This window comes from Streptomyces sp. NPDC058632 (genome assembly GCF_042717095.1).
In the GTDB taxonomy this organism is placed as follows: domain Bacteria; phylum Actinomycetota; class Actinomycetes; order Streptomycetales; family Streptomycetaceae; genus Streptomyces.
Map to the genome: position 1 here is coordinate 8,752 of NZ_JBHXQZ010000051.1, position 20,065 is coordinate 28,816.

15 protein-coding genes and 3 pseudogenes are annotated in these 20,065 nt (G+C 70.8%); 9 read left to right on the forward strand and 9 right to left on the reverse strand.

Features of this window, described 5'->3' with window-relative positions:
- Window positions 1–142 precede the first annotated feature (142 nt).
- From ACFWVE_RS20310 to ACFWVE_RS20325, 4 genes are all read right to left on the reverse strand, one after another.
- Entirely contained in the window at window positions 143–1,063 is a 921-nt protein-coding gene (locus ACFWVE_RS20310) for a glycosyltransferase family 2 protein (protein WP_384015828.1), read from the reverse strand.
- Window positions 1,064–1,346: 283 nt separating this feature from the next.
- The gene (locus ACFWVE_RS20315) at window positions 1,347–2,372 is read right to left on the reverse strand and encodes a dimethylarginine dimethylaminohydrolase family protein (protein WP_384015830.1); all 1,026 of its coding nucleotides are present in this window, start codon (window positions 2,370–2,372) and stop codon (window positions 1,347–1,349) included.
- 13 nt (window positions 2,373–2,385) lie between these two features.
- A complete protein-coding gene (locus ACFWVE_RS20320) occupies window positions 2,386–3,807 on the reverse strand; it encodes a sulfatase-like hydrolase/transferase (RefSeq protein ID WP_384015832.1) in 1,422 nt (473 codons plus the stop codon).
- A 161-nt stretch (window positions 3,808–3,968) separates the two neighbouring features.
- Window positions 3,969–4,421: a DUF6027 family protein gene (locus ACFWVE_RS20325; RefSeq protein WP_384015834.1), complete on the reverse strand. Its 453-nt coding sequence runs from the start codon at window positions 4,419–4,421 to the stop codon at window positions 3,969–3,971.
- A gap of 241 nt (window positions 4,422–4,662) precedes the next feature.
- On the opposite strand from ACFWVE_RS20325, the gene ACFWVE_RS20330 reads away from it, so the two are divergent.
- The 8 genes from ACFWVE_RS20330 to ACFWVE_RS20365 all read left to right on the forward strand — a co-directional run bounded on the left by ACFWVE_RS20330 (window position 4,663) and on the right by ACFWVE_RS20365 (window position 13,393).
- Entirely contained in the window at window positions 4,663–5,031 is a 369-nt protein-coding gene (locus ACFWVE_RS20330; protein WP_384015836.1) for a 6-pyruvoyl tetrahydropterin synthase family protein, read from the forward strand.
- A 150-nt stretch (window positions 5,032–5,181) separates the two neighbouring features.
- Window positions 5,182–5,853: a 7-carboxy-7-deazaguanine synthase QueE gene (locus ACFWVE_RS20335; RefSeq protein ID WP_384015901.1), complete on the forward strand. Its 672-nt coding sequence runs from the start codon at window positions 5,182–5,184 to the stop codon at window positions 5,851–5,853.
- Window positions 5,854–6,465, forward strand: a complete 612-nt coding sequence (gene folE, locus ACFWVE_RS20340; protein WP_384015838.1) for a GTP cyclohydrolase I — start codon at window positions 5,854–5,856, stop codon at window positions 6,463–6,465.
- Between the two features lie 36 nt (window positions 6,466–6,501).
- Complete coding sequence (locus tag ACFWVE_RS20345) at window positions 6,502–7,671, forward strand: IMP dehydrogenase (protein WP_384015840.1); 1,170 nt, start codon at window positions 6,502–6,504, stop codon at window positions 7,669–7,671.
- The gene (locus tag ACFWVE_RS20350; RefSeq protein WP_384015842.1) at window positions 7,658–8,233 is read left to right on the forward strand and encodes a phosphoribosyltransferase; all 576 of its coding nucleotides are present in this window, start codon (window positions 7,658–7,660) and stop codon (window positions 8,231–8,233) included. The genes ACFWVE_RS20345 and ACFWVE_RS20350 overlap by 14 nt, the downstream gene beginning before the upstream one ends.
- Entirely contained in the window at window positions 8,230–9,513 is a 1,284-nt protein-coding gene (locus ACFWVE_RS20355) for a UbiD family decarboxylase (protein WP_384015844.1), read from the forward strand. Before ACFWVE_RS20350 ends, ACFWVE_RS20355 begins: the two co-directional genes overlap by 4 nt.
- A 25-nt stretch (window positions 9,514–9,538) precedes the next feature.
- On the forward strand, window positions 9,539–10,063 hold the full coding sequence (locus ACFWVE_RS20360) for an NUDIX hydrolase (protein ID WP_384015846.1): 525 nt from the start codon (window positions 9,539–9,541) through the stop codon (window positions 10,061–10,063).
- A gap of 306 nt (window positions 10,064–10,369) precedes the next feature.
- Window positions 10,370–13,393, forward strand: coding sequence for a BTAD domain-containing putative transcriptional regulator (locus ACFWVE_RS20365; protein ID WP_384015848.1), 3,024 nt, complete (start codon window positions 10,370–10,372; stop codon window positions 13,391–13,393).
- Between the two features lie 310 nt (window positions 13,394–13,703).
- On the opposite strand, the gene ACFWVE_RS20370 is transcribed toward ACFWVE_RS20365, so the two are convergent.
- The 5 genes and pseudogenes from ACFWVE_RS20370 to ACFWVE_RS20390 form a co-directional block, all read right to left on the reverse strand.
- Window positions 13,704–15,038: an MFS transporter gene (locus tag ACFWVE_RS20370; RefSeq protein ID WP_384015850.1), complete on the reverse strand. Its 1,335-nt coding sequence runs from the start codon at window positions 15,036–15,038 to the stop codon at window positions 13,704–13,706.
- A 178-nt stretch (window positions 15,039–15,216) separates the two neighbouring features.
- Window positions 15,217–15,411 (reverse strand): annotated as a pseudogene (locus ACFWVE_RS20375) (ferredoxin); the annotation flags it as partial.
- A 66-nt stretch (window positions 15,412–15,477) separates the two neighbouring features.
- Window positions 15,478–16,536 carry a cytochrome P450 gene (locus tag ACFWVE_RS20380; RefSeq protein WP_384015852.1) on the reverse strand — a complete coding sequence of 353 codons (1,059 nt, stop codon included), beginning with the start codon at window positions 16,534–16,536 and terminating at the stop codon, window positions 15,478–15,480.
- A gap of 517 nt (window positions 16,537–17,053) precedes the next feature.
- A pseudogene (locus tag ACFWVE_RS20385) lies at window positions 17,054–18,021 on the reverse strand (transposase); the annotation flags it as partial.
- Window positions 18,022–18,061: 40 nt separating this feature from the next.
- Entirely contained in the window at window positions 18,062–19,225 is a 1,164-nt protein-coding gene (locus tag ACFWVE_RS20390; RefSeq protein WP_384015854.1) for a sulfatase, read from the reverse strand.
- A gap of 283 nt (window positions 19,226–19,508) precedes the next feature.
- Here ACFWVE_RS20390 and ACFWVE_RS20395 point away from each other — a divergent pair.
- Window positions 19,509–20,065: pseudogene (locus ACFWVE_RS20395) on the forward strand (hypothetical protein); the annotation flags it as partial.

A 20,065-nucleotide genomic window follows, 5' to 3' on the forward strand; every position in this document is an offset into this window, starting at 1 on the left:
CGCCCGCCGCGCCTTGTTTACACAACCCCCGCGCCCCCCCCCCGCTCCGCCGGGCGCGCCCCGGGGGGGGGGGGCGGCGGGGGGGGGGGGGGGGGGGGCCCCCGGGTCCGGGCCCCCCCACCCCACCGGGCGGGGCGGGGTGTCAGCGGCCCTCCAGAGCCGCCCGCAGCTCGTCCTCGACCTGCGCGGGGGAGGGCCTCGGGTCGCCGAGCGCGCGGTACAGGACCTGGAGCGTGCGCTCGTAGTAATGGTGGTCCAGCGGAACGCCCGCTTCGAAGCTGGCGTACGCCATCTGGTACATCACCGGCATGAACCGGCGCACCTGCTCGGTGCGCTCGGTCGTGGCCGGCCAGCGTTCGCAGATCAGGTGCCAGTTGTCCTCGTAGACCTTCAGGGCCGCGATGTCGTCGGAGGTCGGTGTCGTCAGGCTCTCGACGCCGGGGATGCGGTGCAGGGCGATGGCGACCTCCGGCTGGTGCACCACCTGGTACTTGTGTCCGTGTGCCAGCTTCAGGAAGAAGTCCCAGTCCTCCTCGACGCCCAGCGACGTGTCGAAGAACGCTCCGGCGGACCGGGGGGAACGGCACACCACGGCCGACGGGGCGAAGTGGTTGGTGATCTCCAGCAGCCCTCGGTCGTAGGGGAACTCCAGCCGAACGAAGACTTCGGCGTCGGCGATCGTCGTACCGGTGACCCGCGTCCGCGCGATGTTGATGTTGACGTAGACGAAGTCGGCCCCGCCCTTCAGCAGGGGAAGGGTGCCGCTCAGGTGCTGTGGGCTGAAGACGTCGTCGTCGTCGAGGAACGCGACGTACTCTCCGCGGGCCACCTCCAGTCCGGCGTTGCGCGCCCCCGACGGCCCGCTCTGGGACGGCTGGTCGATGAGGCGTACGTTCAGGGACCGGCCGGCAGCCTCGACCACGCCATCGACCGGGGTGCCGTGGTCGTTGACCACGATGACCTCGAGCTGCTCACTGTCGAAGTCCAGGGTCTGCACGCTCTGCAGCGCGACGGCCAGGCGTTCCGGACGGTTGTAGGTGGGGATGATGACACTGACCAGCACGGGTGTTCCTTCCAGAACTTCGGGGCGGCCGCGGGAGAATGCCGTGACGGCCCGGGATCGGACTCGGTGCATCGGGGAGGGCAGCGCCGCCGGCCGAACGAGGTGCCGTCGCCCGTCGGCAGCAGGACGTCACCGGTCCGCGGACGGCCCCGGTGAACCACGCACGAGAACGGGCGGGTCGATTCGGCTCTCGCCGCCACGCTTTCATCCCGGAGCGTCTCCGCCTGCGGTACGGCTCTGCCCGCGCCGGCCCCACCGACCATGCATGTGGCGGGAGTTGAGTCTATAGGTTCGGAGGTTTCCCCGCCTCGGACCCGACGTCCCGGGGAGAGCCCGCCGACGGCGGGCCGGCCGACCGGTGCAGGATGCCGGTGAGGCAGCCGAATGCGCCGGCCGCCCGGACGTACTCGCTGACGTCCACCGCCAGGGTCTCCAGACCCGCCGCCTCCAGCCGCCGCCGGGTGCGCGGGCATCCGGCCGGCATGATGACCCGCCCGGGAGCGAGGGTGACGATGTTGAGGCTGCGGGAGCGCACCACTTCGTCGTCGGGCTCGAACTCGATCAGTTCGTAGTCCCGGGCCCGCAGGGCGGCCCGCAGTTCCCCGCTCGCGGCGGCCGCGTGCACGACCGCCCGCCGCGGGCCGACGGGAACCATCGAGCCGAGCAGGTGCTGCACCCCGGGACCGAGCGGCACCGGAAGCACCGTCACCCCCTGTTCGCCCAGCACGCCGCGCAGCGCCTCCGCCCCGGCCGGGTCGGTGCGGAACCCCGTACCCACCAGCACCGTCTCCTCGTCGGCCCACAGGGCGTCGGCCCCCTCGAACGACGCCGTCCCCCGGACCGTGTGCAGGATCGGGATCCCCGCCCGGGCCAGCGCCAGCGCCGCGTGGCGTTCCTCTCCGGCCCGCTGCGCCGACGCGGTCCGCCCCAGTACGGCTCCCTCGGGGGTGACCAGGAACAGGTCCCGCAGGAAGATCACGTTGGGCGGAGCGTCCGGTGGCGGGTGTGCCACGTGCACCGTGACCCCCTCCGCCCGGAACGCCTCGGCCACCGCGTCCGTCTGGGCGCGCAGCCGCCCGAGGTCGACCCGGTCCGTCATCAGCTGCCCGGCCGCGTCGGTCACCGCCCCGATGCTGTCGGGCGGTCGGGCGAGGAGCACGGCCCGCAGGGGGTCGGCCTCCGAGCGGTAGCCGCAGCGTGCCCAGGTCCGGCCCGCGCGGATCTCGGCCGCATGGCTGCCGGACCGGGGCACCCAGCCGGGCCCGCCCAGGGTGCTGGACAGTCCCGGCCGCGAGGAGGAGGTGTCCATGCCGGTGTCCCGCTCAGACCGAGTAGCCGAGGGAGCGGAGCTGGCCGCGCATCTCGTCGGTGACCGTGGTCTGCTCGGGCTCCCGCAGGGCGGTGCGGTAGTCGTCGAGCATGGCCAGAAGGTCTGCGCCGTCGTCGTCCGGGACCGGCCGGGGGACACCGTCGGCGTCGAACCGTTCGACGCGCACACGGTTGTACGGCGTCGCCCGCTGGAGCGCGTCGGAGTAGTGCCGGGTCATCCGCACCACCCGGCGGTCCCCGAGATAGGCGGCGTGCCCGACCAGGAAGTGCGGCAGCGGACCCGGGGTCCGGCCGCTGAGCTGACGCTCCTGGAAGGCGATGAAGTCGTTCAGTTCGACGTTGTAGGACTCGGCGACGGCGGGTGCGTCCCCGTCGAGTACCTCCTCGCCGCGCGCCACGGAGGCCAGGGAACGCCCGTCGAAGACACCCGTGGCGGGTGCGGGGACGCCGGCCAGCTCGAGCACGGTGGGCGCGATGTCCACCGTGCGGATACGCCGCTCGTGCGTGCCCGGCCTGACCCCGTCGCCGACGATGATCAGCGGGACCCGCAGGACGCCTTCGGCCATCGAGTTGAAGTGTCCGTTGGTCTGCTCGTCGAACTCTTCGCCGTGGTCGGCGAACAGAACCAGCAGCATCCGCTTGCCGGTCGCGGCGACGCGTTCGGTGAGCCGGTCGAGGAAGGTGCTCAGACGGGTGGCCAGGAAGTGCTCGACTCCGTCGAGGTACAGCTGGAAGAGCCGGTCGTAGGCACCCTGCTGGTGCAGGTACGTGGTGACACGCTTGTACCGCATCAGCAGGTCCGCGTCCTCGGCATCGCGGTAGGTCTCCACCAGCCGGTCGACGAAGGGCAGTTCGTCCGGGAGCCCGGCCTCCAGCTCGGCCACTTTCTCCCGGTAGGCGTCACCCCCCAGCGTCAGATTGTGGAATCCGTACGGAACGTGAACACTGCCGAAGTGGGCGAGTGCGACGGTACGGTCGGCCGATGCCACGGCCTCGATGAATCCCTCGTCGTCCTCGATGAGATACGTGTCGATGTCCCGGGTGAATCCGAGCTCCTTCCCCAGAATGATGGGGAAGTCGACCTTCATCACCGTGCGACGGCCGTCGCGCCGACCGTAGGTGAATACCGAGGGCGCCTTCAGGGAACCGTTGTAAAATTCGTGCAGACCATTGTGCAGCGGGTACTGTCCGGTGAATATCGCGCCGTGCGAGGCCGCGGTGTAGGGTGCGGCGCTGATCATGTTCGGGAAGTACGCTCCCCGGGACGCCAGCGTGTCCAGCACCGTTGTGTCCACCCGGCGGACGTCCTGGTAGGTGTGCGGCCAGAGCGGGTTCGGATGCGCGGACAGCGCGTCGCTGCGCAGCGTGTCGATGGACACCAGGACGATGTGGTCGTAGTGGCTCGGCTCATGCACGGGAATCCGCCTCCGGTGGGCTCTTCGGTGGGCTCTTCGGTGGGCTCTTCGGTGGGCTCTTCGGTGGACTGCGAGGGACGGGGAGGCCGTGTTCGACCGGGGAACGCCCCCGGTTGAACGGCGCTTCGGCAGTCGTGAGGCGCGCAGGGCAGGCCGGGGAGTCAGTCCCCGGCCGTGGTCTGCGCGCCCCCTTCCTCCCCTTGCGGGGGATAGATCTCCGGGTTGTCCAGGGGCAGCTTCAGCCAGGAGAGCATCTGCCGAAGCTGGTCGTAGGCGGCGAGCCGCGCTTCGTCGGTGCCGGCGCTCTCGGCCCGGGCGACGGGCTCCCAGAGCCGGTGGATCATCACGGGGCCGATCTCGAGCAGGCCGCCGCTGCCCCCCGTGGCCCATCGCGCCAGGACATACCTGGCGATGGCTCCGACGGGGATGTCCAGGTTGCGGGACATGCCGCGCACGGTGTGCAGCGGGTCGAGCAGGCCGTACCCCACGACGTCCGACTTGAAGTTGCCGTGCGGGTCGTCCTGCGACCAGGTGCCCTGCCAGCGGCGCAGCCGCACCACGTCCTCGCCGTCCTCACCGATCCACGCGTCCACCTCAGGGGGTTCACTCGTCACCCGGGTCTCCCTTCCGGATTCCGGCAGCTCGGGTCGAGTGTTCCTGCGGATACACGGCTGCGCAACGCCCTTTCGAGGTGGCCGGATGTTCACTCCGCCACGCTGTACAGCGGGAACCGGGGCGGGTTAAATCTTGTCGCCACGCCTTTTCCGGCAGCGCTCCGACGCCTCGCCACACCATCTCTGAGCCCCTGGTCCATTCATTTCCTTCCGAGTGGTGCCGGGTGAAAAGGAGTAGCGAATGCTGTCCATCGCCAAGGAGTTCCACTTCTCCGCCAGCCATCAATTGGCACACCTGCCGCCCGACCATATGTGCACCCGGTTGCACGGACACAACTACGTGGTGGTCGTCGAACTCTCCTGCGCGGACGACGAGGTGAACCCCGCGGGATTCGTACGGGACTACCGGGACCTGGACGTGATGAAGAAGTGGATGGACGAGGTCCTGGACCACCGGCATCTCAACGACGTCATGGAGGACCGCACCCCCTCCGCGGAGAACCTCGCGCGGTGGATCCACGAGAAGTGGTGCGACGAGTTCCCGGAACTGACGGCGGTGCGGGTGTCCGAGACACCGAAGACCTGGGCCACGTACCGGCCGGCCCCGTAACCGCAACGACCGGCGGGAGCCGCGGACCGGGGCCCGGACGGCAGCCCGCACGTCACCGGACCGCGCCGGTCAAGAACGATGTCCAAGGAGGTGGGGCACATGGACAGGCCGAAGCTCGTCGTCAACGAAATCTTCGGCCCCACCTAGTCCATTCAGGGTGAGGGTCCCTCAACGGGCCGATCGTGCTGCTTCCTGCGCCTCGGAGGCTGCAACCTGACCTGTACCTGGTGTGACACGCCCTACACCTGGGACTGGACGGGGATTTCGAAGTCCAAAGTGGCACACCGGCCGGCCGACGAACTGCATCCGATGACCGTCGAGGACGTGACCGAGCGGCTGACCGCCTTCGGCACCGGGCTCGTGGTCGTCTCCGGCGGTGAACCGCTGAGCCAGCAGACGCGGCTGCTGCCCGTCGTCCGGGCGCTGCGCGCGGCCGGCGCCGATGTGGAGATAGAGACCAACGGAACCGTCGTCCCCGCACCGGAGTGGGCGGCCACCGGTGTCCGGTTCAACGTGTCGCCCAAGCTCACCCACTCCGGGGTCGCCCTGAGCAGACGGATCGTGCCCGGCCCGCTCACCGCGTTCAACGCGTTGGCCGGTACGTGCTTCAAGTTCGTGTGCTCCGGGCCCGACGACCTCGCCGAAGTGGAAGAACTGGTCCGTGCATACGGGCTGGAGAACATCTGGATCATGCCGCGCGGACAGTCGCCGGAGGAGATCGCCGAAGGGCTGCGGGCCCTCGCGGATCCGGTCGGCGTCCGCCGGTGGAATCTGACCGGAAGGCTGCACGTGACTCTGTGGGGAAACCAACGGGGGGTATGAATGAGCCAAGACGTCGACACATCGACACCGCTCTGTCCGCCGGACACGGGGCGGCAGCAGCCGGACCCCCTGGAGCGCATTGCCAGGGAACTGCTGCTCGAACTGGGCGAGGATCCGGAGCGTGAGGGACTGCTCGGCACGCCCGCACGCTGGGCACGCTGGTGGCGGGAGTTCATCCGGTACGAGCCCGGCACGCTGGAGACCGTCTTCGAATCCGCCAGCAGCGCCGAGACCATCTCGGTCTCGGGGATCGAGGTCTGGTCCCTGTGCGAACACCATCTGCTGCCGTTCTCCTGCAAGGTGACCATCGGCTACCGCCCGCAGGGGCAGGTCCTCGGACTCAGCAAGTTCGCCCGGATCGCCCACCAGCACGCCCACCGCCTGCAGTTGCAGGAACGGCTGACCGCCGACATCGCCGACACCGTGGCCAAGCTCACCGCGTCCGCCGACGTCGCGGTGCTGTGCCGGGGCGAGCACATGTGCATGGCCATGCGGGGCATCCGTACGCCGGCCACGATGACCACGGTCACCTGGCGGGGCGCGTTCGCCGACCCGGCCGTGCGGGCGGAGTTCCTCGCACTTCAGCCGCCATCCGTCACCGGGACGCGTTGACCCGGGTACCCGGTGCAGAGAGGACCGCGACGCCAGATGCACATCACCACGGAGCCCCCGACCGGGCTCAGCTTCGACGATGTCCTGCTGGTACCGCAGCGCACGTCGCTGCGCAGCCGCCGGCATGCCGATCTGACCACCGAACTCCTGCCCGGCCTGCGGCTGCGTATCCCCGTCGTGTCGGCCAACACCCAGTGGTGCACCGGTGACCGGATGGCCACGGGCATGGCACTCAACGGCGGGCTCGGCGTCCTGCACCGGATGCAGACCGTCGGCCAGCAGGCGGACCAGCTCCGGGCGGTCAAGACCCACGAACCGTCCGCCGAGCAGCGGGCGGCCGGGGCCACGCTGGACACGGCGGGACGGCTCGCGGTGGGCGCCGCGGTCGGGGTCACGGGGGACTGGCGGGAGCGGGCGGACCGGATGGTCGCCGGGGGAGCCGACCTGCTGGTGGTCGACGTGGCGCACGGCCACAGCGACCAGGTCCTCGAGGCCGTCGCGGAACTGCGTCGGGCGCACCCCCGGGTGAGCCTGATGGCGGGGAACGTCGCCACCGAGGCCGGCACCCGGGACCTCGCCGACGCCGGTGCCGACCTGATCAAGGTCGGCATCGGGCCGGGCGGCGTGTGCACGACCCGGCTGGTGGCGGGCACGGGCGTGCCACAGCTGACCGCCATCCTGGACTGCGCAGCCGAAGGCGCCCGGCACGGGGTACGGGTGGTGGCCGACGGTGGCATCCGGCAGGCCGGGGACATCGCCAAGGCGCTGGCGGCCGGCGCCTGCGCGGTCATGCTCGGCAGCCTCCTCGCGGGGGCCGAGGAGAGCGAGGCGCTGCCCGTGGAACGCGACGGCCGCGTGTTCAAGACGAGCCGCGGGTTCGTCTCGCTCGGCATGGAACTGACGCTCCGGCGTGCCGCCGGCGAGCGGATCACCGCCGAGGAGGTGGACGACTACGTGCCGGAGGGTGTGGAGGCCACCTTCGCCCACACCGGTTCGCTGACGCGGACCCTGCGGCAGCTGACCGGAGGCGTGCAGTCGGCGCTCAGCTACTCCGGCGCCGCCGGGCTCGACGACTTCCGCGACCGGGCCCGGTTCGTCCGGGTCACCCCGGCCGGCCAGGTCGAGAACACCCCGCACGTGCGCGCCCGCACCGAGCACATCGACATCGACCACGTCGCCGAGGCGGTGAGCAGTGAACAGTCGTGAGGCGGTGGGGGACACCGCCGTGGCGGGCGAGCAGCCGGGCATGTGGACCCGGCAGGGGCCCTACGAGCTGAGCTGGGACGACCTGAAGGAGGTCCTCGACCGCATCGTCGCGGCGGTCCGCGCCGACGGCTTCACGCCCGGCGCCGTCCTCGGGGTCGCGCGCGGCGGGCTGCTCGCAGCGAGCTACCTCACCTGCGCTCTTGACGTGCCGGTGATGCACACGGTGCGGGTGCGCCGCACCCACGACGACAGCCAGTACGCGGCCAAGCGTCCGCCGCTGCTGGAACAGGAGGGGCCGGCGCCCGTGTTCACGGGCCCCGTCCTCGTCGTGGACGACATCGTGGGCACCGGCGCCACCTGGGACGTGGTCCGCTCCCACCTGTCGGCCGCGGGCGTCGCCGCCGCCGACGTGCGGTTCGCGAGCCTGGTCCGCAACCACCGGTGCGGCCATGTGCCGGACTACTGCCCGGCGGTCGTCGACGACTGGGTCGTCTTCCCCTGGGAGCGGGGCTGGGGCCGCACTCCGGGCGTGCGGCCCTTCCCGCTCGGCGAGGCCGGGTGAGCGGGCAGCCGCCGCCCGACTTCACCGGCAGCGGCCTGACCCGCGTCACCCCGGCCGAGGCCGGACTGCCCGCCTGCTACGGAGCTGTGGACGTCTACACCTGCGACCGGCCGCTCAGTGCCGAGGTGGAGGTGGCCCGCACCCTGGCCGAGCTGGAGGAGCGGCACGGCGCGCGGCCCACCACCGTCTTCACCCGGATCGAGGACCGTCCCGGAACCCGCGTGCTCGGCCATCCCTATCCGCGGGCGGTCCTGCTTGCGGCGCTGGGTGCGCAGGAGGGCACCCATCTGGCGGAGATGTCCGCCCGGCTGGCCGGGGCGCCGCACCGGGTACGGACCGCGACCGGCGGCGGAACCTCCGCGGACGGCGCCCCGCCGGGGCTGGAGGAACTGAAGGGCTTCGACGACCTTCCCGTGCTGCAGCACCGTCCGGGCGACGGCGGACGGTACGTCACCGCCGGGATCGGGGTGACGACCCGGCCGGACGGCTCCGGCGTCAACCTCGGTTTCTACTGCGTACAGGTGGTCTCACCGCACCGGGCCCGGATCTTCCTCGACCCGCGCACCGACGCACATCGCAACCTCCGGGAGTGGACGGCGGCCGACCGGTCCATGCCCCTGTCGGTGTTCCTGGGCGCGAACCCGGTCCACGCCGTCGTGGCGGCCTCCCGGCTCCCCGCCGAGGGCGACGACTACCAGATCGCCTCACGGCTGCTGTGCGAGGACGTCACCGTGCACGGCGCGCCGCCCGTCCCCGGCGACGCCACGCACGTCCTCACCGGCCTGGTACGCGACGAGCGGGAGACGGAGGGCCCGTTCGGCGAGTTCAAGGGCTACTACGTGGAACAGCGGGAAGGGTTCGTCCTCGACCTCACCGGTGTCGCCGCCCGCCCCGGCGCACCGTGGCCGAGCATCGTCGCGGGTGCCGAGTCCGGACTGACCCTGATGAGTTTCCAGAACGAGTACCTGATGTACGCGCACCTGTCCGGACGGGGGATGCCGGTGCGGTCGGTGCGCTACTCGGTCGAGGCGCGCGGCGAGTTCGTCGTGTCGATCGAGACCGACGCCCCCGACCTGGAACTGGTCCGGGAGGCGATGCGGTTCGACGTGCGGTGCAAGCTCGTCCTGTGCGGGCCCGACCTCGGCCACATCGGCCAGGCCCTGGCCACCCACGGGTTCGTCAGCCACCGCGAACCGTACTACCGGAAGGGCAGAATCGAGGGTGAGCGACTGGGCCTCGCGCTGGTCATCCCGCCGAGCGGACGCCCCGTCGAGTACTGACGACGAGTTGAGGACACCGCACACCGTGACCGACCGCTTCTCCCGCATCCTGCCCGTCTCCCTCATGGTGCTGCCCGGCCCGGACGGCACCGTCACCTTCGTGCATCAGCTCAAGGGCCCCTACGCCGGCAACTGGCTGCTGCCGGGGGGTGGTATCGAGCCCGGCGAGTCCGCCGGGCAGGCGGCCATGCGCGAGGCGTACGAGGAGACGGGCTGCCGGGTGGCGTCCTGCTCCCCGTTCGCCGTCTACGAGTTCACCGGGCAGTGGGCCGAAGGCCGCTACCACCTGCTGATGTTCGGCTTCCTCGCGCACGGCACCCACCGGGTCCCCGACGGCTTCGAGGGGCACAACGTGGGTGCCGTGCGGCAGGCGCGCGTCGGCGACCTCCCGTTGCACTCGACCGACCTGCAGATCCTGACCGACGCGGGGCTGGCCTCCTTCGGGGAGACGGAGATCGCCGACGCCCTGGCCGCCGACGGCATCACCATGCACGCCCTGCGGGTGAGCGGGGCCGTGACGGCGCACGCGGCCGCCCCGGGCGGCGAGTGACGTCCCGGCGTCCGGGACGGCGCCGAACCGAATTCATCCGTCCCGGACGCCGGCACAGGTCGTCGACTCCGCATCGGGCCGGTCCGGGATCTCGAACCCGCCGAAGATGAATTGACTCGCATTCAAGCCGGTACGGACCTTGTTTGTGGTCGAGTCGGCCGGGAACCGGCTTTCGCTCGGCTGTACGGTTTCTTGCCCTATCCTTCAGATGATGGCACGCGGACGGCCGTTTCGTGCTGGGCGACCTGGAGAGAATCTCCGCCGCACGAGCCCGGCGCGGCAGTGGGGATGAGAAAGGCCTGCAGTATGGCGCAAGGTATTCGTTTCGTCCTGCTGGGAGCGGTTCGAGCCTATCGGGGTGACGCCGAAATTCCCGTGGGCCCACCACAACAACAAGCCATACTCGCGACATTACTTCTGCGCCACGGGCACGCGGTGTCCATGGCCACCCTCGTCGAGGCCCTGTGGGGGGAGAGGCCCCCGGCCCGCGCCGTGACGACCGTACGGACCTATGCCTGGCAGCTGCGCAGACTGCTGGAGACCGACCTGACGCGACCACTGATCATCGTGTCCGTGGGGGACGGCTACCAGATGAAGGTGCCCCAGACGGCGCTGGACACCTGGCACGCCGAGTCGCTGCTGCGTACGGCGACCCGGGCCCGCGCCGCCGGCGACCGGGAGAAGGCGGCCGGGCTGCTGGACCAGGCTCTGCAGCTGTGGCGCGGCGACCCGCTGGTCGGCGTGCCCGGCCCCTTCGCCCAACGGCATCGCGCGCGGCTCGAGGAACTGCGCAACGCCATCCAGGAGGAGCGGTTCGACCTAGCTCTCGCCGGCGGACAGCACAACATGATCATCCCCTCGCTGTTCGAGCTGACGGCCTCCCACCCCCTGCACGAGGGCCCGCACCGACTGCTCATGCGGGCTCTGTACGCGGCGGGCAGGAAGGCGGACGCCCTGGCCGTGTTCAGCGACTTCAGAAGCAGGCTCGTGACGGAGCAGGGCATCGACCCCGGGGCCGACCTGCTGGCGCTGCAACGCAGGATCCTGGAGAGCGATCCGACGCTGCTGGAAGGGGATCCGTCCCCCGACCGGCACACCGGGCAACGGTCCGGCGCGGCGCGTTCGGGCCCTCCGCGCGGGGGCGAGCCGCCGGAGACCGGCCACGGCCCGGCCCTCGCGTGCCGGGAGGGGAACGGTCCCGCGGTGCCGGTCCCCGCGCAACTGCCGCCCGACCTGCCGGACTTCACCGGACGTGTGTTCGATGTCGCCCAGCTGTACGACCTGCTCATTGCGCCGCGCGGCGGGGCGGCGGTCTCGGTGGCGATCAACGGCATGGGCGGTCTCGGCAAGACGGCCCTGGCGTTCCACGTCGCGCACCGCATCCGTGACGCCTACCCGGACGGCCAGTTGGTCGTGAACCTGCACGGCAACGACGACGTCCCCGCCGAACCTGCCGTGGTGCTGGCCGGATTCCTCGTCGCGCTCGGCGTTCCGGCCGACAAGGTCCCCGCCACGCTCGACGAACGCCGCAAGCTGTTCCGGTCCGTGCTCTCCGACCGGCGGGTGCTCCTGGTCCTGGACAACGCGCGGGACACGGCCCACGTCCAGGACCTGCTGCCCGGTCCGGGCGACTGCGGGGTCATCGTGACCAGCCGGCGGTCCCTCTTCGGAGCGCCCCTTACCTATCAGTTCGGGCTGAAGGCCTTTTCCCCCGGCGAAGCACTCGACCTGCTCGGTGCGGTGATCGGGCAGCCGCGCCTGACGGCGGAGTGGTCACAGGCCCAGAAGCTCGTCAAGGCCTGTGCCTACCTGCCGTTGGCCATCCGGATCGTCGCCGCCCGACTGGCCGCCCGGCCCCTGTGGTCCATCACCACGCTGTCCGCCCGTCTTCGCGACACGGAGTCCCGGATCGCGGAACTGCACGTCGGAGACATCGATGTCAGCGCGGTGTTCGAGGTGAGCCACCGGCAGCTCACGGCCGAACAGGCGCGGGCCTTCGGCCTGTTGGCGGTGGCGCGGATGCCCGAGATGGGGGTGCCGGCCGCCGCCGCGATGCTGGAACTGGAAGAGGCCGCGACGGAGGAACTGCTGGAGTCGCTGGTCGACGCGGCCATGATGGAGTCGCCCCGGCCCGGCCGGTACCGCTACCAGGACCTGCTCGGCATCTTCGCCCGGCAGCGGGCGCAGGACGCCGAGGAGGGCGACGACGCGCTGCGCCGGCTGCTGATGTTCCTGTCGGCCACGGCGTGCAACGCCTTCGGTCACATGGTGCCGGGCGACGCTCTGGCCCAGGTGCTCGGCCCGCTGCCCACGACCGGCCTGCGCTTCTTGGACGTGCACGCGGCACAGGCCTGGAGCACCGAGGAGATGGGGAACATCGCGGCGCTCGCGCTCTGTGTGGCCGACCGGCACACGCCGCGGCGAACCGAGTTGCTCCGCCTCGCCGTCGACCTGCTCATCGCCGTCAGCCCGTTCCACCGGGACGTGCGCGGCGGGCACCTCCTGACGGCCGTTCGCGCGCTGCTGCGCAGGGCCGAAGAGGTCGGCGACCCGCGCACCACCGGCCGGGCTCAGCAGTTGCTGAGCACGCTGGCGCTGCAGGCCGGCTCTCCGGCCGAGGCGGAGCGGCACGCCACTGCCGCGACGGCGGCGGCCCGGCAGGCCCACGACACCGTCATCCTGCGCCAGGCGCTCAACGACCTCGGCCTCGCCGTGCAGTACGCGCACCGCTACGACGAGGCCATCACGCACTACGACGAGGCCATAGCGCTCGCCCGTGAACTGGGCCACCGGTCCGGCGAGGCGAGCACCACCGTCAACGCGGCGCTGGCGCGGTTGCGCAGTGGCCGTGCGGACGAGGCCGTCTCCGCCTGCGAGACGGCGCTCACCCTGCTGCGCGGTCTCGGGGACCACACCGGTGAGGCCTACGCGCTGTACGTGCTGGGCCTGGCCATGCACGAACAGCAGCGGTACGACGAGGCGTTGACGCGGTACACCGAATGTCTGGAGATCTGTCGTGCCTTCGACGCACGGGATCGGGAGGCGTACACGCTCTATCAACTGGCCGAGACACTCTGGGTGGTCGGCCGCACGGAGGAGGCGGTGGGCCACGCGGCGAGGGCGGTCGACCTGTGCGGCGAGATCGGCTCCGTCCGCGACCACGCCCGCGCCCTCATGGTGCTGGGGCGCGTGCGGTCCGACCTCGGACAGACAGCCTCCGCCCAGCGCCACCTGAAACATGCGTGGACGCTCCTCGCCGGCCTCGGCCTGCCGGAGGCAACCGAGGCCAAGGAGCTCTTCGAGGCCCTGCTGCCGGACACCACGCCCTGATCCCGGGGCGTCCGCCGGTCAGGTGAGAGAACGGGCCGGGTGCTCAGGAGCCCGTGCTGTTCCACGAGTCGTCTTCTTCCTGGGGAGCCCCGTCGCCGGCGGCGAATGCGCTGCGCGTACGAAGAACGGTACCTCGTGCGGCTGCGGGAAAACAGGATGCGCGCGTCACGGATATTCCCTTCACGGATGTCATTCAAGGTTTTTGTGCCGGAGCGACGTGCCCTGTGGGAAGTGACTTTTTCTACCACAGGGGCCGCGACCCTTACCGCTTGTTCAGTCTCTTTCGGCTCCGCCGGCCGGAAGCCCGCGGTTACTCCGCCGACCGGGCCGAGACCTCACCGGGCCGCGGGATCCGGCCGAAGGCCACCGCGACGGCGGCCGCCGCCAGGCACCCCCACAGCAGTCGGATGCCCGGCACGGCCGTGTGCGCCGAGCCCGCGAGGGCGACGGCCACGAGCGGCCCGAAACTGGCTATCGTCGCGCCGAGTTGGTACGTCACCGCGAGCGCGGAGTAGCGGTGTTCGGGCGGGAACATGTCGATCAGGAGCGCCGAGATGGCCCCGTAGATCGCGGCGTGTCCGATGCCCATGGCCAGAACGAAGGTCAGGATGACCAGCGCCTGGTTGCCCGAGGTCAGCCAGTGCGGCGCCACGAAACCCACCAGCGCGCACACCGCGTATCCGAAGAGGAGGACGGGACGGCGTCCCAGGCGGTCGGACAGCAGACCGGCGACCGGGAGCAGCACGGCCTCCGTGAGCGCGCCGATCAGCAGTCCGTTGAGCACGTCGGTGCCGTGCCCGTGACGCGGGCCCGAGGAGGCGTAGGACAGCAGATAGACCGAGTAGACGCTGACGGTCATGGCCAGTCCGAGGGAGGCGAACGCGCCACGCAGCACGGGCGTCCAGCCCTGCCGCAGCACACCGGCCAGCGGCACCCTGCGCTGCCCCCCGGCATCCCGGACGCGCACGAACTCCGGCGACTCCGCCACCTTGAGCCGGACGAACACGCCCACCACCACCAGGAGAATGGAGGCGAGGAACGGCAACCGCCAGCCCCAGGCCATCATCTGGTCCTCCGGCAGTTGGGAGACCAGCTGGAACACCACGGTGCTGCCGAACAGCCCGAGCGGGAAGCCGCTCGCGGGGAAACTGGTGAACAGACCGCGGCGGTGGAGGGGCGCGTGCTCGCCGCTCATGAGCACGCCGCCGCCCCACTCGCCGCCGAGGCCGATGCCCTGTACCACCCGCAGCAGCACCAGGAGGACGGGGGCCAGGATGCCGGCCTGTTCGTACGTCGGCAGGACGCCCACGAGGAACGTGGCCGTTCCCATGATGAGCAGGGTCAGGACCAGCATGGACTTGCGGCCGATCCGGTCCCCGAAATGCCCGAAGACGATGCCGCCCAGCGGACGGGCGACGAATCCGGCGGCATAGGTGGCGAACGAGGCCAGTACACCAGCCGTGGGCGATTGGTTGGGGAAGAACAACGGCCCGAGCACCAGGGCCGCAGCCGTCGAATAGAGATAGAAGTCGTACCACTCGATGGCACTGCCGATGGTGCTGGCCAGGAGAACCCGGCGGGAGACGGTTCGGTCCGTGCCCGCGGGGCTCTTGGCCGGGGCTTCGATGCTTTCAGCAGCCTTCAACGCCGGCCTCCGAAGGTCTGCGTGGTTCCGTCACCATGGATCGTTTCCCTCTTGTCCGTTGTTCGGGAAGCACACGGCGCGGAAGAGAGGGTGAGGAGCGCGTGTGCGTGGCTCAGGGCCGGTCCGGCGGGCGCGCGGGTGGGGCCGTGAACTCCCGCGCGTCGTCCGGGTGTCGGTCGTCCTCGATCAGCCGGATCACCGAGGTCGGGCAGAGGTGCGCGGCCGTCCGTACCGCGGCGTGCTGAGACGGCGGCGGCGCGGCGTCGAGCAGCAGCACCAGACCGTCCTCGTCCCGCTGGTCGAACACCTCCGGAGCGGCCTCGACGCACTGCCCGCCGCCGCAGCACTTCTCCTCGTCGATCTCGATCCTCACCGCGTTCCTCCCGGTCGTGGTCGGTCGCGCGTGGCGTGGTCCGACGCCAGCGGACGGTGTACGCCGTCACCACGTGACGGGCAGGGCGTTCACCGAGTAGACAACGTTTTCCTCGCGGAAGGAGACCTCCTCCAGGGGAACGGCCAGACGCAGTCCGGGGAAACGCTGGAAGAGCGCCGGCAGCGCGATCTGCAGTTCGACGCGGGCCAGATACTGGGCGATGCACTTGTGCAGGCCGTGTCCGAAGGCCAGGTGGTTGCGGGATTCCCGGCCGATGTCCAGCTCGTCCGGTGCGTCGAAGGCGCCGGGGTCCCGGTTGGCCACGTGGATCGGGAGGATCAGGCCGTCCCCCTCCCGGACGGTGACGTCCCCGATCTCCACGTCGGCCGTGGCCACCCTGCGCAGTCCGACGTGCACGATCGACAGGTAGCGCAGCAGCTCCTCGATCGCCGCGGGTACGAGCTCGGGTTCCGTCACGAACCGGTGCAGCTGGTCGGGGTGCCGCAGCAGGGTGATCACGCTCAGGCCGATCATGCTGGCACTGCTCTCGTGCCCGTTGATGACCAGCAGCGCCGCCATGCCGGCGATCTCCTCCTTGGTCAGCTCTCCTGTGCGCAGGCGGTTGACGACCAGATCGCTGAGCATGTCGTCACCGGGGTTGCGCTCCTTCTCCTCGACGAACTGCATCAGGTATTCGGCGATGTCGGTGCGCGCGGAGTACGCCTGGCCCTCGCTCAGGCGCATGTCGCCGATGGTGGCGGAGTTGGCCTGGAAGAGGCCGCGGTCGGCGTGCGGTATGCCGAGGACCTCGCAGATCAGGTGGGAAGGGAGCGGACGGGCGAAGTGGGCGTGCAGATCGGCCGGACGGGGCTGGCGCTCCAGGCCGTCGAGCAGCTCGTGCGTCAGCTCGATGATGCGCGGGCGCATGCGCTCGATGTTCTTGACCATGAAGGTCCTGGTCAGCGTCCGGCGCACCGCGCCGTACTGCGGAGGATCCATCTGGGTGAAGTTGCCGAGGCTCTGCTTCGGCTCCTCGGGGCGGGGCGAGGGGAATCCCTTTTTCGTGACGTCGGAACTCATGCGGGTGTCACCGAGCACCGCGCGCATTTCTTCGTAACGGGTCACCAGCCATGCCGTCTCTCCATTGGCCAGAGCGACGGAGCGAATCGGGCCTTCGGCCCGCCAATCGGTGTATATGGAGGGCGGATCGAGCGGAGAACCGTCTCGATGAAAAGGAAGTGATGGGGCCGTCGAGTTGCTGCCGGTCACGAGGAAAACACCTCCACGCTGGTCTGCTGACGGGAGTTCGAAGGGCCGGGGAACGGTTCTTCGCCCACCACCATCGTCTCAGTTCGCGAGTCCTGGCAAGCCTTTTCGGACGCATGGTTCAAGGGTCCGCTGAAGGCATGAGAAACATTTTACGTGAGCCCGCCGCACGGAAATCCGGACGTTCGGACGAGGAGATTCCTCACTTGAACCTCGGTCTTCCGTGACGGGCCACCGGCGGAGTCGGGATCTCCTTTCGTCGCCGGTGGCCGGGGGCGGGCAGGCCAAGGACCCGGGTGTCGTCCCGAGCGGCCGCCGGGGTCCGCTGTTCCGGGCCGGCACGTTCTCTCGTGGGGACGGGCGAGACCGCTGGTCGGCCGGGGGCCGGCAGGAGTGCGAGCCGTTCGAGGGCATCTGTGATGTCGCGGGTCCAGGGCCAGTGTGGGCGAGCCGCAGGCGGCGGGGTTCCCGGAGCCGGGCCCGGCCGGTCAGGGCGAGCATGGGCATCACCGACAGGTCGAGGGCGATCCGGACGGTCTTCAGCCAGACCTGGTTCTGCGCGGTGTCGTGCGGGGGAAGGCCGCGCAGGCCGGTCGCCCGTGCGGCCCGGACGCGGTCCTCCGCGCGGGCCCGGAGCCGGTGACGGAGTTCGAGTTCGGTGATCGGCCGGTCGGAGGTGTTGGTGGCGAGGCAGGTGGGACGCATGCCGTCCACGTCCGTGATCCTCGACCGGGCCCCGGGACGGGGCCGTTCCTCGCGGACGATCGACCGCATGCCCTGTGGCCGGCCGTCGAGGAGGTGCCGGTGGGTCCGGCGCTCCAGGCCCCGTCCCCCGCTTCGCCGTCCGGCTCGGCCGCGGGCGTCCAGGCCGACGCGGGCATCTTCGGAACACGCCGGCGAATGGCCTCGGCGATCACCATGCCGGCCGAGCAGGACAGCCGGCGTCCGCGCCGGGCGAACCGGACCGTGAACTCGTGGGTGCCGCCCGCGGGATCACACCGGACGAGGGTCTGCCGTCCCCGCCGGTGCCGTCCGGACCGTGGTCGACGGAGCCCATCAGGGGGTGGTGCCCGTGGGTCTTCTTCCGGGCCGGGGCGGCATCCTGCCCGTGCGAGCGGACGAGGACCAGCACTCCGTCCAGATCCACGGTCACCCGCCCCCCGGCGTCCGGAGACCGGTCGCAGGCCAACGTCCGGACCCGTTTGCGGACTTCGGAACGTGCGGCGCGGACGGCGGCCAGTGCCTCCCCGCCCGCAGCGTCGCGATGTCGGCGAGGTGGTCCCCGCCGAGCGCGACCGCCGACGCGACGTCCAGGAGGATCCTGCCCGGGGCGTGGACGGCCCGCTTCATGAAAGCGCGAGGCCGAACGCGGCGCCCGTCGCGGTCAGGGCTTCGGGACCACCGCGGACGACACGGTCTGCCCGTGCTGCTCGTTCGGGTCGGACCGCAGGTCGTACAGCTCGACCGGGTCCGCGCCGATCGCCCAGATCACCTTCTTGCGGCTGCCGGAGGAGTCGTCCTGGAGCCGGACCGCGGCCAGCGGAGTCAGGTCGGGGTACTGCCCGTCCGCCCGGCGTTCCTCCGGGTAGTAGGTCTCGCAGTACGCGGGCCGGGAGGCGCCGTCCGTCCCGTGGTGGAAGAACTCGGTGAGCGACAGACCGTCGACGTCGCCCGCGTCCATGCCCAGCAGGTCCAGCACGGTCGGCGCGATGTCCACCAGCCGCACCTGGGCGTCGACCTCGACGCCGGCCGGCAGCCCCGGTCCGCCGACGACGAGCGGCACGTGCTGGGTGGCGTCGAACAGCAGACAGCCGTGGCCCTCCTCGTACGGGTGGCCCTGGGTGCCCGCGTGGTCGTTCGGGTACCACCCCGCCAGGTCCTCGCCGTGGTCGGAGAAGCACACGATCAGGGTGTCCTCCGGCGCGTGCCCCATCTCCTCCATGCCCCGCAGCAGGACCTGGAGGTAGTGGTCGCTGTAGGCCACCTCGCCCTCGTAGGGGTTGGCCGCCTCGGGACAGAAGTCCTCGGGGGGCTCGTACGGCCAGTGGGCGTCGAAGAAGTGGGCGAAGAGGAAGAACGGCCCGTCCTGGTGCCGCAGCCACTCCAGGGCGCGCTCCACCACCAGCGGCGCGCGTTTCAGGGCCAGGCCGCGCTTCTTGACGTCCGGGGTCGTCAGCGGGTCGCTCCCGTCGGGCAGACGCGGGATCTCGTCGTCGTAGTGGTCGAACCCGCGGTTCATCCCGTACCACTTGTTCAGCCCCGGACAGGAGACCACCGCACCCGTGGCGTAGCCGGCGGACTTCAGCCGCTCGGCCAGCGTGGTCGCCTCCGGGGCGAGCTGCTCGCGCAGGAGGTGGCGGATGCCGTGCCGGGCGGGCTGCAGTCCGGTGAATACGCTCGCGTGGCTGGCAGGGGTGAACGGCGCCGACGAGACCGCCTGACGGAAAGTGACTCCGCGGCGCCTGAGCGACTCCACGCCCGGCATCTTGCCAGAATAGGCTACATCGGCCCGAACGGTATCCAGGGAGACGAACAGGACATTCCGCATTTATTGCCCTTCCGCGCGTTACTGATCGACCATTGATCGGATATTGATTGGCGCCTCGTACCCTGCCTGATGAAGGGGACGTTCCGCTATGCCCCGCCAACTGAATAGTCCACAGTGCCGCGCGAGTGGAGGTCCGTTGTCGTCCGAGGCAGAAATTCAACTCGATGTACTGGACGAACCGACGCACATGGTCCCGGTCGATTCGTTATCCATTGAGGATTGCCCTCGCCTCGAAGGGGAAGACCTCCAACATACCCAGCTTCTCCTCGCATCCGAAACCGCGTTGCCTCCCATCCTCGTCCACCGGCCCACCATGCGGGTGATCGACGGAATGCACCGGCTGCGGGTCGCCCTGCTGCGCGGGCAGCCGGAGATCGCCGTCCGGTTCTTCGACGGATCGGAAGCCGACGCCTTCGTCCTCGCCGTGCGGAGCAACGCGGTACACGGACTGCCGCTGACCCTGTCGGACCGGACCGCGGCGGCCACCCGCATCGTCACATCCCATCCGCACTGGTCGGACCGGGCCGTCGCACGGGCCAGCGGCCTGTCGCCGAAGACCGTCGCCGCCATCCGCCGGCGTTCGACCGCGGACACTCCCCCCTTGAACGCCCGCGTCGGCCAGGACGGCCGGGTGCGTCCGATCAACGCCGCGGCCGGGCGGGAGCGGGCCGGCCGGCTGATCGCCGCCAACCCCGGTATTCCGCTGCGGGCCGTCGCCAAGGAAGCCGGCATCTCCGTCGGCACCGCTCACGACGTGCGCGAACGGCTGGCCTCGGGGCGCGACCCGGTGCCCGACCGGGTGCGGCCCCCGGGGGGGGCGACCGGGCCGCGGCCCCACCC